This is a genomic window from Bifidobacterium catulorum (genome assembly GCF_003129925.1).
Lineage (GTDB): Bacteria > Actinomycetota > Actinomycetes > Actinomycetales > Bifidobacteriaceae > Galliscardovia > Galliscardovia catulorum.
Genome location: NZ_QFFN01000002.1, coordinates 130,125 through 144,145, shown reverse-complemented (window position 1 = coordinate 144,145; position 14,021 = coordinate 130,125). Strand labels below are relative to the sequence as shown.

At 63.3% G+C, this 14,021-nt stretch carries 12 protein-coding genes and 5 tRNA genes; 4 read left to right on the top strand and 13 right to left on the bottom strand.

The window, feature by feature from the left end:
• Positions 1-22: 22 nt before the first annotated feature.
• Together DF200_RS01785 and DF200_RS01780 are read right to left on the bottom strand one after the other, a co-directional pair.
• On the bottom strand, positions 23-1,249 hold the full coding sequence (locus DF200_RS01785; RefSeq protein WP_109136575.1) for a glycosyltransferase family 2 protein: 1,227 nt from the start codon (positions 1,247-1,249) through the stop codon (positions 23-25).
• Positions 1,250-2,770: an AI-2E family transporter gene (locus tag DF200_RS01780; protein WP_109136574.1), complete on the bottom strand. Its 1,521-nt coding sequence runs from the start codon at positions 2,768-2,770 to the stop codon at positions 1,250-1,252.
• Positions 2,771-2,856: 86 nt separating this feature from the next.
• Here DF200_RS01780 and DF200_RS01775 point away from each other — a divergent pair, with 86 nt between their 5' ends.
• On the top strand, positions 2,857-3,780 hold the full coding sequence (locus DF200_RS01775; RefSeq protein WP_109136611.1) for a glycosyltransferase family 2 protein: 924 nt from the start codon (positions 2,857-2,859) through the stop codon (positions 3,778-3,780).
• 622 nt (positions 3,781-4,402) lie between these two features.
• Here DF200_RS01775 and fucO read toward each other — a convergent pair.
• The 6 genes from fucO to galE form a co-directional block, all read right to left on the bottom strand.
• Entirely contained in the window at positions 4,403-5,554 is a 1,152-nt protein-coding gene (gene fucO / locus DF200_RS01770; RefSeq protein WP_109136573.1) for a lactaldehyde reductase, read from the bottom strand.
• Between the two features lie 302 nt (positions 5,555-5,856).
• Positions 5,857-5,932, bottom strand: a tRNA-Phe gene (locus DF200_RS01765).
• 43 nt (positions 5,933-5,975) lie between these two features.
• Positions 5,976-6,049, bottom strand: a tRNA-Asp gene (locus tag DF200_RS01760).
• A gap of 69 nt (positions 6,050-6,118) precedes the next feature.
• Positions 6,119-6,190 (bottom strand) — tRNA-Glu (locus tag DF200_RS01755).
• A 135-nt stretch (positions 6,191-6,325) separates the two neighbouring features.
• Positions 6,326-7,132, bottom strand: coding sequence for a tRNA (guanosine(46)-N7)-methyltransferase TrmB (gene trmB / locus DF200_RS01750; RefSeq protein WP_109136610.1), 807 nt, complete (start codon positions 7,130-7,132; stop codon positions 6,326-6,328).
• A 315-nt stretch (positions 7,133-7,447) separates the two neighbouring features.
• Positions 7,448-8,461 carry a UDP-glucose 4-epimerase GalE gene (gene galE / locus DF200_RS01745; RefSeq protein ID WP_109136572.1) on the bottom strand — a complete coding sequence of 338 codons (1,014 nt, stop codon included), beginning with the start codon at positions 8,459-8,461 and terminating at the stop codon, positions 7,448-7,450.
• 310 nt (positions 8,462-8,771) lie between these two features.
• Between galE and DF200_RS01740 the strand changes: the two genes are divergently transcribed.
• Together DF200_RS01740 and DF200_RS01735 are read left to right on the top strand one after the other, a co-directional pair.
• A tRNA-Asp gene (locus DF200_RS01740) sits at positions 8,772-8,845 on the top strand.
• Between the two features lie 43 nt (positions 8,846-8,888).
• Positions 8,889-8,964 (top strand) — tRNA-Phe (locus DF200_RS01735).
• 215 nt (positions 8,965-9,179) lie between these two features.
• On the opposite strand, the gene DF200_RS01730 is transcribed toward DF200_RS01735, so the two are convergent.
• The 3 genes from DF200_RS01730 to DF200_RS01720 form a co-directional block, all read right to left on the bottom strand.
• Positions 9,180-9,695: a low molecular weight protein-tyrosine-phosphatase gene (locus DF200_RS01730; RefSeq protein ID WP_109136571.1), complete on the bottom strand. Its 516-nt coding sequence runs from the start codon at positions 9,693-9,695 to the stop codon at positions 9,180-9,182.
• The gene (locus DF200_RS01725; protein ID WP_109136570.1) at positions 9,692-10,360 is read right to left on the bottom strand and encodes a dihydrofolate reductase; all 669 of its coding nucleotides are present in this window, start codon (positions 10,358-10,360) and stop codon (positions 9,692-9,694) included. The genes DF200_RS01730 and DF200_RS01725 overlap by 4 nt, the downstream gene beginning before the upstream one ends.
• Positions 10,361-10,453: 93 nt before the next feature.
• Positions 10,454-11,326 carry a thymidylate synthase gene (locus DF200_RS01720; protein WP_109136569.1) on the bottom strand — a complete coding sequence of 291 codons (873 nt, stop codon included), beginning with the start codon at positions 11,324-11,326 and terminating at the stop codon, positions 10,454-10,456.
• A 136-nt stretch (positions 11,327-11,462) separates the two neighbouring features.
• Between DF200_RS01720 and DF200_RS01715 the strand changes: the two genes are divergently transcribed.
• On the top strand, positions 11,463-11,876 hold the full coding sequence (locus DF200_RS01715; RefSeq protein ID WP_109136568.1) for an OsmC family protein: 414 nt from the start codon (positions 11,463-11,465) through the stop codon (positions 11,874-11,876).
• A gap of 100 nt (positions 11,877-11,976) precedes the next feature.
• Here the strand turns inward: DF200_RS01715 and DF200_RS01710 are convergent, their stop codons facing one another.
• Together DF200_RS01710 and DF200_RS01705 are read right to left on the bottom strand one after the other, a co-directional pair.
• Positions 11,977-13,050 (bottom strand): universal stress protein, encoded by a 1,074-nt coding sequence (locus tag DF200_RS01710; protein ID WP_109136567.1) that lies wholly within the window; start codon positions 13,048-13,050, stop codon positions 11,977-11,979.
• Positions 13,051-13,241: 191 nt separating this feature from the next.
• Complete coding sequence (locus DF200_RS01705; protein ID WP_158275741.1) at positions 13,242-13,994, bottom strand: C40 family peptidase; 753 nt, start codon at positions 13,992-13,994, stop codon at positions 13,242-13,244.
• Positions 13,995-14,021: the final 27 nt, after the last annotated feature.

The window sequence follows — 14,021 nt, the reverse complement described above, 5'->3', positions numbered from 1 at the left end:
ATCGCCCAACCAGCCTACCGCGTCAGTGGCCGCGATGCTCGATGGGCTTCCACCCCGGCTTGGAGAACATGGCCTGGAAGGAGATGGGGATGTAGCTGAGCAGGTAGATGGGGAAGCTCAGGCAGTAGGCCACGAGCTCCTTGTTCGTGGCGTCGATCTTGTCCCGTTCGGCGATGCAGGTGATGGCCGCGAGCAGCATCATGCCGAGCACGGACGCCACGCCGCCGGCGATCCACATGTTCATGGAGTCGAGCTGGCTTTGCAGCGAGACGAACCCGAGCGCGATGAACACGCCGGCCAGCACGGTGCGGATGACCGACAGCGCGGTGAACGGGCAGATGAGCAGCGTCAGATCCACGCAGGAGAAGTCACGCTCCTTGATGGCCCGACGGACCAGCGCCGGCCCGTAGTAGCGGAACACCTGCAGGAAGCCTCGCGACCACCGCAGACGCTGGCGCCAGCTCTGTTTGAACGTCACCGGCTGCTCGTCATACAGGATGGCGGTGCCGCAGTAGCCGATGCGGTCGCCGTGCAGGATGGAGTCCATGGTGAATTCGAGGTCCTCGGTGAGCAGATGGAACTTCCATCCGCTGTTGCGTTCCATGATCTCGCGGGAGAACATGAACCCTGTGCCGCCCACGTGGCAGCTGGAGCCGAAGATCATGCGCGAGTTGTTGAGGAACCTCGATTCCCTCACGAACCACAGGGCGGAGCCGGAGGAGACCCAGTTGTCGTCGAAGTTCACGGAGTTGCGGAAGCTGGTGAGGATCTTGAAGCCCGACTGGAACGCGTTGTTCATCTGCGCGAAGTATTCCTTGTCGAGCTTGTTGTCGGCGTCGAACACGAAGAACGCGTCGTACCGCTTGCTCTCCCCCGAATCGATCATGCGGTTGAGCAGGAACGTCAGGGCGTATCCCTTGCCGATCTGCGTCTGATCGAACCGTTCGATCACATGGCAGCCCTTGCGTCTGGCCAGTCCGGCCGTGTCGTCGGTGCAGTTGTCGGCCACCATCCAGATGTCGATGAGCTCGCTCGGATACGTCTGGTTCTGGATGCAGTCGATGAGGTTGCCGACCACCTTCTCCTCGTTGCGTGCGGAGATCAGCACGGCATACCGCTTGTCGCGCGGGGCCTCGGGGAATTTCCTCGGCTTGGCGGTGAACGACGCCAGCACGCACACCACCTGGTATGTCAGACCCACGATTCCCACCACGCCAAGCAATAGGTCGATGAACGCAAGCAGGGCCATCTAGCGCCACTCCTCCCTGGCACTGCGGCCGGTCTTCGCATCCTCGGATGCCGTCTGTTCGGGTTTCGTCGGGCTCTCGGGCCCGGTCTCGTTTGCGGACATCCCGGTATTGTCCTTCCCGTCGCCGACATCCGGGTTCAGGTCGGGCTTGCCCGCGGATTTCGACGCCGCCGCGTTCTTCGGGATCGCCACGGTCCGCGACTCGTCGAGCTCCTCGCTCGTGGCGTAGTCCTCCAACCGCGTATGCGCGTAGTCGAGTTCGCGGCTCACCGTGGCGTCGTGCACGCGGACGCGCGCGCTCGACCCTCTGGCCGCACGCGGCATATGGTCGCTCACCGGCTTGACCACATGCTCGTTGAACGCCTCCACGCCCTTGACCATCGTCGATTTCTTCACCGGCTTGGGATCGGAGAGCAGCGGGGAGTCGATGAGCTCGTACCGCTTGGTGTACGCCTTGAACACGGCCTGGAAGCTGGCGGTCAGCGGCAACGCCAGGAACGCGCCCAGGGCGCCGAACACCGATCCGAGCGCCAGGACCGCCAGGAAGGCGATGGCCGGGTTGAGATCCATGGTCCGCTGAGAGATGGCCGGCGAAAGAATCAGGTTCTCGATCTGCTGGTAGACGACGATGTAGACGAGCACGAACAACGCGTATTTGACGCCGTTGGTGCCCCACGCGGAGACGACCGGCAGCGCGCCGCCGATGTAGGTGCCCACGGTGGGGATGAACTGCGAGATCAGGCCGCAGAATATCGACAGCGGCAGCCAGTACGGGATATCGAGGCTCATCATGAATATGGACATGCAGACGCTGGATATCGCGGCCAGGATGATGCGGCTGTACAGGAAGTTCGAGATCTGGTCCTGCACGACCGTCCACACCACGAGGAACCGTTCCTGGCTCTTGGGCGCGATCCACTGGCACAGGCTGCGGCGCATTGCCGGGAACGCGGCGGATATGTAGTACGTCACGAGCATCACGGTCATGAGCCCCAGCAACGCGTTGAGCAGAGAGAACGTGGTGCTCAGGGCCTGGTTGGCGAAGTTCGTGACGGTGCTGGTCTGGATGTTCTTGAACACCTCCATGCCCAGCGACTCCAGATCGAGTTTCGTATGGAACTGCCGTTCGACGACGTCGACGATCTGCGCATACAGGCCGGGAAGGCTTTTGATCATGCCGATGAGCTGCTGCACGAACATGTTGCCGAACAACGTGAGCAGGCCCGCCAGGATGATGACCAATGACACGAGCGTGACGCCGGAGGCGACGCCGCGACGCCATCCGTGGATGACCAGCCAGCGGACCACCGGCTCGACGGCCAGCGCGATGAACATCGAAATGACGATGTACAGGACTATCGAGCTGACCTTGTCCCACGTATTCCATACGAAATACGCGGCGAACACGGCGATCGCCGTATAGAGCAGACCACGGCCGAACCATTCGGGTGGCCGTCTGGGATCGCCCTTGTCGGGGAACACCGCCGCGAGGTCGAAACGTTCATCCTGCCGTTCACTCATAGTCGTCATTATTCACGCGGTAGATGACAAACCCGGCATCGCACATCGCGGATGTGCGAATCCCCGGCCCCGCGTATCCTGAAGATGTGCTTACCGTTTCGATTGTGATTCCGGCATGGAATGAAGAAGAGAGAATCGCCGACTGCCTGATCAACGCGACCCGGCAGACCGTTCGCCCCCATGAAGTGATCGTGGTCAACAACCGTTCGACCGACAACACCGCGGACATCGTCAGACGGTTCATCAAGGACCATCCCGACGACAACGTCATCCTGCTCGACCAGAACGACGAACAGGGGCTGATCCCCACCCGCAACTATGGCCTCGACCATGCGACCGGCGACATACTCGGCCGGTTCGACGCCGACTGCATGATCAAGCCCGACTGGGTGGAGGTCGTCTCCGGCATCTTCACCGAGGACCCGTCCGCCATGGGCGCGACCGGCCCCGTCATGTACTACGACATGCCTTCGCGGCGCTTCGGGCTCAAGGGAGACAACTCCATCCGCAAGCGCATCTTCCGCGCCGACGGCGGGCAGCCGCTGCTGTTCGGCTCGAACATGGCGCTGCGCGCCTCCGCATGGCGTCAGATCTCCGACGAGGTGTGCCGCGACAAGGCCGACGTCATGCATGAGGACATCGACATTTCGCTGCACCTCATCGGCAAGGGCCTGAAGACCGTGTATTCGCCGCGCATGATCGCCGGCATGAGCGCCCGCCGCATGGACACGTCGCTGAGCTCGTTCCGCAACTACATGCGCCGGTTCAAGAACACGTTCGACGCGCATCCGCAGCATTGGCGCAAGCACAAGCCGGAGATCCTGTTCACCGCCATGTACCCGGTGATGCACCTGTTCTATCCCGTATGGCAGAAGGTGCTGAACACGGCCGACATCAACCCTGCCGAGGCGGCGTGGATCAACGAGCAGATGGAGCTCGCCGAGAAGGAGGGGCGCGAACTCTACGACGAGACCCCCACCGACGAGGAGTACGACGAGAGGCACGAATAGCGCCCCATCCCACTAATCTCGACTCCCCTCAGACCGCCTACGGCGGCCAGCTCCCCTCGATCCCGAGGGGAGCCAGTAGGATAGACCGTGTCACACCAATAGGCTCCCCTCTTTGAGGGGAGCTGTCGGCGTCAGCCGACTGAGGGGAGGACACCGGAAAACCGTCCAATCAATCGGCTCCCCTCCCCGAGGGGAGCTGTCGGCGTCAGCCGACTGAGGGAAGTTGCCCCACACCGAAACGGCCCATCCAATAGGCTCCCCCACGAACGGTGGGGGAGCTGTCAGGCGCACGCCTGACTGAGGGGGCATACACAGCGACACGACTCCCCTCAGACCGCCTACGGCGGCCAGCTCCCCTCATCCATGAGGGGAGCCGATCAGATGCACCACCCCACCAAAAGGCTCCCCTCCCCGAGGGGAGCTGTCGGCGTCAGCCGACTGAGGGGAGAGAACACGTGAACTGCACCCCACACGACTCCCCTCAGACCGCCTACGGCGGCCAGCTCCCCTCATCCATGAGGGGAGCCGATCAGATGCACCATCCCACCAAAAGGCTCCCCTCCCTGAGGGGAGCTGTCGGCGTCAGCCGACTGAGGGGAGGGACACCTAATATCCGACCGGACTACATCAGGCTCTTGTAGATGGCGAGGATGTCCTCCTCAGTGGCCTTGCGCGGGTTGCCCGGCGTGCACACGTCGTTGAACGCGTCATGCGCCAGCGGCTCCAGATCGGCCTCGGTGGCGCCCACCTCGGAGATCTTGGTGGGGTTCTTCAGATCCACGGTCAGCTTGTGCACGGCCTGAACCGCGGCCTCGCGCACCGTTTCGAGATCGCCCGTGTAGGCATCGGCCACACCGAACGCGTCCGCGATGTCGCGGAACTTCTCACCCGTGTAATCCTTGTTGTACTCCATGACCGGGGCCAGCAGGATGCCGTTCGCCACGCCGTGCGCCACACCCAGACGGCCGCCCAGCGGGTGCGCCATGCCATGCACCAGGCCCAGACCGACGTTCGAGTACGCCATGCCGGTGATGTAGGAGGCGTACGCCATCTGTTCGCCGGCCGGCACATCGCCGTCGGCGCTCTTGGCGAGGTTCTTCGCGATCATGCGGATGGTCTGCATGCTCAGGCAGTCCGAAAGGCTCCACGCGCCCGGCGTGATGAAGCCCTCGATGGCGTGCGTCAGCGCGTCCAGACCGGTGGCGACCTTCAGGCCGCGAGGCATGGAGTCAGTCAGGTCCGGGTCCACGAACGCGACGATCGGGATGTCGTGCGGGTCCACGGCCACGAACTTGCGCTTGTTCTTCGTGTCGGTGATCACGTAGTTGATGGTCGTCTCGGAGGCGGTGCCGGCGGTGGTCGGCACGCCGAAGATCGGCACGCTCGGGTTCTTGGTGTCCGCCACGCCCTCAAGGGAGAGCACGTCGCCGAACTCCGGGTTCGCGGTGATGATGCCGATGCCCTTGCAGGTGTCCTGCGGGGAGCCGCCGCCCAGGCCGATCAGGAAGTCGGCACCGGACGCCTTGAAGCGCAGCACACCGTCCTGGATGCACTCCACAGGCGGGTTCGGCTTCACGTTGTCGAACACCTCGTACGGCAGACCCGCGGCGTCCAGCACGTCCGTGACCTTCTTCGCCGTGCCGGTCTCCAGCAGCACCGGATCGGTCACGATGAACGCCTTCGTGAAACCGTGCTTCCTCGCGACCTCCGGAATCTCCTTGATCGCGCCGCGGCCGAAGTACGCCGTCTGGTTGAAAATCATCCTGTAGACCATCGTGTTCTCCTTTGAGTGGTTGGTCATGGCCCGGCCGGGAACCGCCGGCTGCCGTGCAGTCGAGGGCTGGTCGATGGGCCTGTTCAGTTATTTCGTCGGTTTGACCGGATCGGTGTCATCGCTGAACCAATCGTCGGTATTCATCGTACCGCCCGTTTGACCGTGCGCATGGGAATGCTCCCAAAATTTTATAAACGTTCCCTATATGTGGGATATAGAAAGATCACCGTAAGCGTCCTTACCGCGACACAGGTCCGTGGATATGGAAAATCCCCGGTCGGGTCCTGCCCGCCGGGGATTGGTGGTGGCTCCGAACGGCGTCGATCCGTTGACCTAGCGATTTTCAGTCGCTCGCTCTACCAACTGAGCTACAGAGCCATGAATACGAGAAGACCCGGAACACCGGGTCTGCGCATCCAAGCGACTCCGACCGGACTTGAACCGGCGACCTCCGCCGTGACAGGGCGGCGCTCTAACCAACTGAGCTACGGAGCCAACGTTGCCGTCAGCCTTACGGCTATCTGTCACCAACCTTTCGGCTGGTTCCTCGGTGCGAGACCGAAGTACCCCCGGAGAGAGTCGAACTCTCGTTGTCAGATTGAAAGTCTGATGTCCTAACCGTTAGACGACGGGGGCGGACAACTCGATTGATAATACGGGAGGCTCCCCCACTGCGCAACCCGCGGCGTGTCGCATTGCGGAAACCCGGAGAAACCCACGATCCCAACACCAGGATTCCCGTCCGTCGCACCCCGCGACAAACGGGACCGGTCACACGGCGCGGTAGGTGAAATCATGGATCACGCGGCCGGCTTCGATGCCCTTCTTCTCGAAGTTGGTGAGCACCCGTCCGTCGAATCGCCCCGATTCCGTGAAATCGGCGTGCGGCAGCCGTGCGGCCATGTCGGCCGTGCCTTTGCTCACATGCTCGGTCGGCAGACTCACCGTCACATCGCCAGTGTTCTCGAAATCGTCACGGCCGTCCATCACCTCGTGCACATGCAGGGCGTAGTCCTCGATGTCGGTGGCGATGCGCCACACGCCGCCCTTTTGCAGGGCGCGATGCACCTCGGCGGCGAGCGCCGGCTGCACGATGCGACGCTTGTGGTGCTTGGTCTTGGGCCACGGGTCGGGGAAGAACGTCCACACCTGGGCGAACAGTCCGTCGGACGCCGCCTTCATGAGGTCGGGCGCGTTGACCTCGCACACGCGCAGATTGCGGAGCCCGTATTTGCCGGCCTTGAGCAGGGCGTGCGCCACGCCGGGCTTGTATACCTCAAGAGCCAGGAAGTTCGTCCCGGGGTCCGCCTGCGCGGCGGCGACGATGTTCTCGCCCTGACCGGTGCCGATCTCCACGATCAGCGGATGGTCGTCGCCCCACGTCGCCTTCACGAATTCGGCGTCGAACCGGAAGTCGGGCGCGATGGACAGTTCGCGATGCTCGTATTCAGGCAGTTCGAGCAGGTATTCCGACGCATAGGCGTCCCACGCCTTCTGGAGCCGCTTGTCGAGACGGGATGAACGGCGTACGAACGACATGAGTTCGCGGCGGCGCCCCGGGCCGGCCGTCCCCGGCATCGCGCCATCCACCGGACGGTATTCGTCCGGCACGGCATCGTCATTGTCGACGACGTTGCCATTGACGACGACATTGTCATTGTCGACGACGGCGCCTTCGATGGCGTGTGCGTTTTTCTCCACCGCGCCTTCGCCCATCCGTGCCTCCGTGTCCATTCGTGCCTTCGCGTCCATACATGCCTTCGTGTCCATACATGCTCCCGTGTTCATGCGTTCGTGTTCGACTGGACTATACGATACCGAAGGCATACGAATACGGGCCGTCCGAGGATGTTCGGACGGCCCGTTAACGACACGGACTATGGTCTGGCCCTATCAGTCGGCCTGCTTCCAGTTCTCGACGTCGATGTGGTGCTCCGGATTGGCCTGCCATGCCCTCCACGCGGATTCGACGATGTCCTCCACATTGTACTTGGCATGCCAGCCCATCTCCTCGTTGATGCGCTTCGGGGAGCCGATGAGGTGCGGCGGGTCGCCGGCGCGACGGCCCTGGACATGCTCCTCGAACGGCAGGCCGCTGACCTTCTTGAGCTCGTCGACGATCTGACGCACGGAGGTGCCCTCGCCGGTGCCGACGTTGAACGCGTCGTACTTGCGCTCGTCGCGGTCGAGGTACTTCAGGGCGGCGAGATGCGCGTCGGCCAGGTCGGAGACGTGGATGTAGTCGCGCACGCAGGTACCGTCCGGAGTCGGGTAGTCGTCGCCGAAGATCAGCGGGGCCTTGCCCTTCTTCAGACGGTCGAGCAGCATCGGGATGAGGTTGAGGATGGCCGGGTCCTCAAGCTCGACCGGGCCACAGCCGGCGACGTTGAAGTAGCGCAGCGCGCAGAAGCGGATGCCGTAGCGGCCCTCGCAGGCGCGGGCCATCCATTCGCCGAACAGCTTGGTCTGGCCGTAGGGGTTGATCGGCAGCATCGGGACGACGTCCTCGGGCACCACATCGACCGGCGGCACGCCGTAGGTGGCTGCGGAGGAGGAGAAGACGAGCTTCCTGGTCTTCTTGGATTCGCTCATGCCCGTCAGGACGTTGAGCATTCCGCCGATGTTCTGCTGGTAGTACCACAGCGGCTTCTCGACGGATTCGCCGACCTGCTTGCGTGCCGCGAAGTGGATGACGGCGTCGACGTCCTCGGCGTCGAGGATCTCGGCGAGGCGCTCGCCGGCGCCCGGGGCGGAGATGTCCATGCCGTAGAGGCGGGCGCCTTCGATGCGGGTGGGCTTGCCGTAGCTCAGATCGTCGACGACGACGACCTTTTCGCCGGCCTGGTGCAGGGCGTGGACCACATGCGCGCCGATATAGCCGCATCCTCCGGTAACCAGAACAGTCATGACGTTCCTTCCTAATACAATGAGCGAAGCGACATCGGCGTCGGTCGAGTCGGTCATCGAATCGGCCAATCACCGGGATGTTAATTTTTGCTCGTTTTTGTTACTTTTTTTAACATCTTCAGTATAACGCATATTCGCGGTTCGGCAACACCGACGACGACGCAAACTACCCATACGACCAAATCAACCGAAAAACCTTGGGAATTCCAATGAAATCGACCCATCCCACAAATTGCGACACGCCGTAGGTTGCGCCACTTCCAGACCTGTGTAATATATACATTCGTTGCCTGCACAGCAGACGACATATGGCTCCGTAGCTCAGTTGGTTAGAGCGCCGCCCTGTCACGGCGGAGGTCGCCGGTTCAAGTCCGGTCGGAGTCGCTTGGATGCGCAGACCCGGTGTTCCGGGTCTTCTCGTATTCATGGCTCTGTAGCTCAGTTGGTAGAGCGAGCGACTGAAAATCGCTAGGTCAACGGATCGACGCCGTTCGGAGCCACCACCGATCCCCGGCGGGCAGGACCCGACCGGGGATTTTCCATATAGCCCGTCCATATATCTAGCCCGTCCGTATAGCCCGCGACCGCCCCCATTCGCCGCCTCCGTCATGATACGCAGGCGGCGAAAAAGCGGGAAGCGAAAGCAGACGTCGAAACAGACGCCGAAGAAGACGTCATAGACGTCACAACGTCCCGGGTCACGATTCCGGGGCCGAAATCAGAGCTGACGCTCGATCCAATCCACGATGTAGGGCGCGACCTCCTCGATCTGGTCGATGGCCACGTCGAACTCCCGCGGACCGCCGAACCACGGGTCCACGAGATCGATCGCGTCCTCGCGTCCCGGCTTCGGGGCCGGCAGATTCGGATCGAAGCTGCGGTACATATGCACTTCGGCGCGTTTGCCGGCCGGCAGCTGCCGCAGCAGCGCACGCATATGGTCGGCGGTCATCGGCAGGAACAGGTCGGATTCCTCGATCTCCCCGCGCGTGATCCGGTGGGCGAAGTGGTTAGGGTCCACGGCGTATCCGCGTTCGCGCAGCACCTTCTGCGCGCGCCGGTCGATTGGGTTGCCGTGCTCCTCGTCGCTCACGCCGCTCGACATCACGCGCACGCGGTCGTCGAGCCCACGCTCCCCGATGACATGGCGGAGGATGATCTCCGCCATCGGGGAACGGCAGATGTTACCGGTGCAGACGGTCATCACCGTGTATTTGTGCGCGGTTTCGCTCATGACTTCCTTTCGTAGTTGACGAAACGGTACCGTTTGATGTCCTTGGCATCGGCCGGCTTCATCCAGCCGGTCTCGCCGGTCACGCGCCACAGGCCTGCCTTGGCCAGTTCCCTGATGGGCGGGGCGAACGTGTCGGCGTCGAAGGCGGCGTCGATCTCGGTGACGAAGATCTTCGACGCGAACGGCAACGCATCACGGAACACCTGTGCGCCGCCGATCACCCACAGTTCGTTGCGTTCGATGCCGTCGTCGGGGATGGATTCCTGGCGCGCGAGGTCGAGCGCCGCGTCGAGATTGTCCATTACCGTGGCGCCCACGGCACGGTAATGGTCGTCGTGGGAGATGACGATGTTGTCCCGGTTCGGCAGCGGGCGGAACCGCTCCCCCAGTGACTCCCATGTCCTCCGGCCCATGATGACCGGATGGGAGATCGTCAGATTTTTGAAATGCCTGAGATCTTCGGCGAGATGCCACGGCATCGCGCCCTCGAAGCCGATCGCGCCTTCGCGACCGTCCTTGCTGCGGGCCTGCGCCCAGATGAGGTTCACGCGAATCGGACGTAATCCGTCGTCGTGCAGATCCTCGTTGGCGAGCTCCTCTTCATAACGCCCGGCGGACCCGGGCTCGGGTTCATGATAGCCGCTGCGACTACTGTCATGCTCCATTGTCTAAAAACTCCTTCGATGATCATACGGTCATGCATACATATACCCAACGATGCTAACGATTCGGCCGGACGGAGCCCGGCCGACGTCGTCTCATACGGCGACCGGCGCCTTGATCGCCGGATGGTGGCGATAGTCGACGATGGAGAAGTCGTCGTAATCGTAATCGAACAGGGATTCGGCCTTGCGGATCTCGATTCTCGGATACGGATACGGCTCGCGCGAGAGCTGTTCGAGCACCTGGTCGATGTGGTTGTCGTACACGTGGCAGTCGCCGCCGGTCCAGACGAACTCGCCCGGTTCGAGGCCCGCCTGCTGCGCCATCATGAGCGTGAGCAGCGAATACGAGGCGATGTTGAACGGCACACCGAGGAACATGTCGCAGCTGCGCTGGTAGAGCTGGCAGCTCAGGCGGCCGTCGGCCACGTAGAACTGGAACATCGCGTGGCATGGCGGCAGGGCCATGTTCTCCACCTCGGCCGGGTTCCACGCGGTGACGATCATGCGCCGGGAATCGGGATGGTTCCGGATGAGGTCCATGACGTTGGCGATCTGGTCGATGGTGCGGCCGGGGTCGTCGGGAGTGGGGGCGGGCCAGCTGCGCCACTGCACGCCGTAGACGGGGCCGAGGTTGCCGTCGGCGTCGGCCCATTCGTCCCAGATGTGCACGTTGTGCTCCTGAAGCCAGCGGATGTTGCTCGACCCTTTGAGGAACCAGAGCAGCTCGTAGGCCACACCTTTGAAGTACACGGTCTTGGTGGTGAGCAGCGGGAACGATTCGGCGAGGTCGAAGCGCATCTGCCGGCCGAACAGCGAGATGGTGCCGGTGCCGGTGCGGTCGGATTTGAGGGTGCCTTCGGCGAGGATCATGCGCACCAGGTCCTCGTACGGCATGGGGATGTCGGTGTCGGGGCGGGCGGGGATGCGTGAACGGATGTCGTCGAGCTGTTCTTGAGTCAAAGCCATGACCCCCAGTCTAGCGGCAGACGGCTGCGCCCCGGGCCCCGTCCGGCCGGCGATTCCTCCAACCGCTTACATGCGTCTGCGCCGCGGACGGGTTACATTGGTATCGGCAATGATGTCCATCACAAGGAGGAAAACCATGGGCAAGCGTATTTGGGTCGAGCGGAACAAGGACGGTTCCTGGGACGCCCGTTCGGAGGATGGCGCCCATATCAAGTTCGGCAAGGGCAAGGGCCTGTTCACCCCCGGCGACCTGATGAAGGTGGCGTTGGCCGGATGCGCCGCGCTGAGCAGCCAGTTCGCCGTGGAGAGGGCGTTGGGCGAGGGCGCCGGCGCGACGATCACGGTGGACGGCACCGCCGACGCGAAGCACAACGCCTACAGCGATTTCAGCGAGCAGGTGGAGATCGACGCCTCCGGGGCCGGTCTGCGCAAGGCGCAGGTCGATGACCTCAAGGAGCGTGTGCGCCGCCATATCGAGAAGGGCTGCACCGTGCAGCACACCTATGAGCGCGAGACCCCGGTCAGCCTCGCCATCGACATCAAGGAGTAGGGCTCCGGCTCCATATGCACGTAAAAACCTCCCTCTGGAGAGGGAGGTGACACGGCGAAGCAGCCCCCTCGTCAGAGGGGGCTGCTGTCATATGACCTTATTATTCCTTGTGCTCGGGGTCGATGGCGGCTTCGATGTCGTGCACGGTTGCGTCGTCGGCCGTGGGCACGGACACCTTCTGCACGCCCTCGATGTCGTCGATCGGCTTGGTGGGCACTTCGGCCGGGGACGCGGGCACGGTGTCGAGACGGGATTCCGCGGCCTCCACGTACTTGCGCGGCACCACGTACACGGGGCTCACGGAGTGCTGGAGCAGACCCTGACTGGTGGAGCCGAGAATCAGCCCGGTGAAGCCTCCGCGGCCGCGGGAGCCGACGACCACGACGTCGCTGCTGTGGCTGGCCTCGGTCAGCGCCGTGACGGCGGAGCCGGGCACCACGGACTTGGCGATGACCAGATCCGGGTATTTCTCCTGGATCGGCGCGATGCGCACGTCGAGGTCCTCCAGATACGATTCCATGATGCTGTTCGCCTCGGCGCCGCCCGCGCCCCCGGAGGCGAACATGCCCATGCCGCCGAAGCTCGGCACAGCCGACATGACGGTGAGCTGGGCGCCCCACTGGTGTGCGAAGTCGGCGGCGATGTCCAGCGCCTTGAGGCCCCACTTGGATTCGTCGGAGCCGACGACCACCTTGGTGATGGTGTTGTTGAGGTGCATCAGGTTGCCGTCGTCGTCGGTGTAGGGCACGACCACGATCGGGCAGTAGGCATAGGCCGGCAGCGAGGAGCTGGTGGTGCCGAGCAGGCGTTCGGCCAGTCCGCCCTTGCCGCGGTTGCCGATGACGATGAGATTGTAGTTGCGGGAGAGTTCCACGAACACCGAGCTCGGATCCCCGGTCACGATCAGCGTCGCCGCCTCCACGCCCTGCTCGTCGGCGATGGCCTTGGCCTTCGAAAGGATCTCCTGGGCGTCGGTGTGCGCCACGTTGTCGTCGCCCATCGCCGTGTAGGTGGCGTCGAACGACACCGCGGCATAGCTCGGCAGCGAATACGCGCAGACGATCTGCAGGGTCAGGCCCGCGTGCTTGGCGTAGTTGGCCGCCCACCACGTGGCCTTGTAGCTGGCATCCGAACCGTCCACACCAACAAGAATGGCCTTTTCGTTGACAGTCATGATGTACCTCCCCGGTTAGGTTGGTGAGCCCATGCGCCCATGCATGGCTCCTATCTCCTTAGGATAGCGGGGAAAACCGAAAAACGCCGAAGCAACATTCGCGAAACGCATAACGCCGCGAACGCGACGCCACAAATACAACACCGCCTCCTACGATGGTCGTTCGCCATCGCAGGAGGCGGCCGGAACCGTCACATCACACGGTGGAAGGTGTATCCGCCGCCGCCCATCCATCCGGGCGTGAGGTCGGAGATGGTGACCTCGGTGAACGTCATGTGGATGATCTTGCCATTGCCCATGTAGATGGCGGCGTGGCCGGGGCGCGCCACGATGTCGCCGGGACGGGCCTCCGCCTCGGAGACCGTGGTGCCGAACGTCGTGAGCTGATGGGAGGAGTGCGGCACGGCGATGCCGGCCTTCGCGAAGACGACCTGCACGAACCCGGAGCAGTCCCAGCCGGTGTTCGGGTCGACGCCGCCCACCACATACGGGTGCGGCCCCATGAACGTGGACGCATAGCTCAGCAGCGCGCTCGCGTCGGCGCTGGCCGGCGTGGAGACCGCGGCGGATGCGTCGGCGGAGGATTCCGTGGATGCCGTCGAACGTTCCGCGGCACGCGACACGGCTTCGGCTACGGCCTTCTCGGCCTCCTGTTCGGCCTTCTTCTCGGCCTCGGCCCTCACACGGGCCTCCTTCTCGGCCTTGGATTCGGTCTTCGGCACGTTCAGCGATTCGATCCCGCCGTAGTCGGCGTCCGATTTGACGTCGATGGACGTCGCCTCCTGAAGCAGGTCGGCGTTGCGGGACTGCCGGCCCGTGAACGAGCGGGACGACGTGACGGGATGTTCGGCCTCGTCCGCCGCGACGGACGGCACCACGGCCGCCGCGGAGAGCATCGCCGTCGCGACGACGGCGGAAAAACAGGCAAGGGATTTTCGCGACATAATCATCAGCATAGGATTTTATCAGAC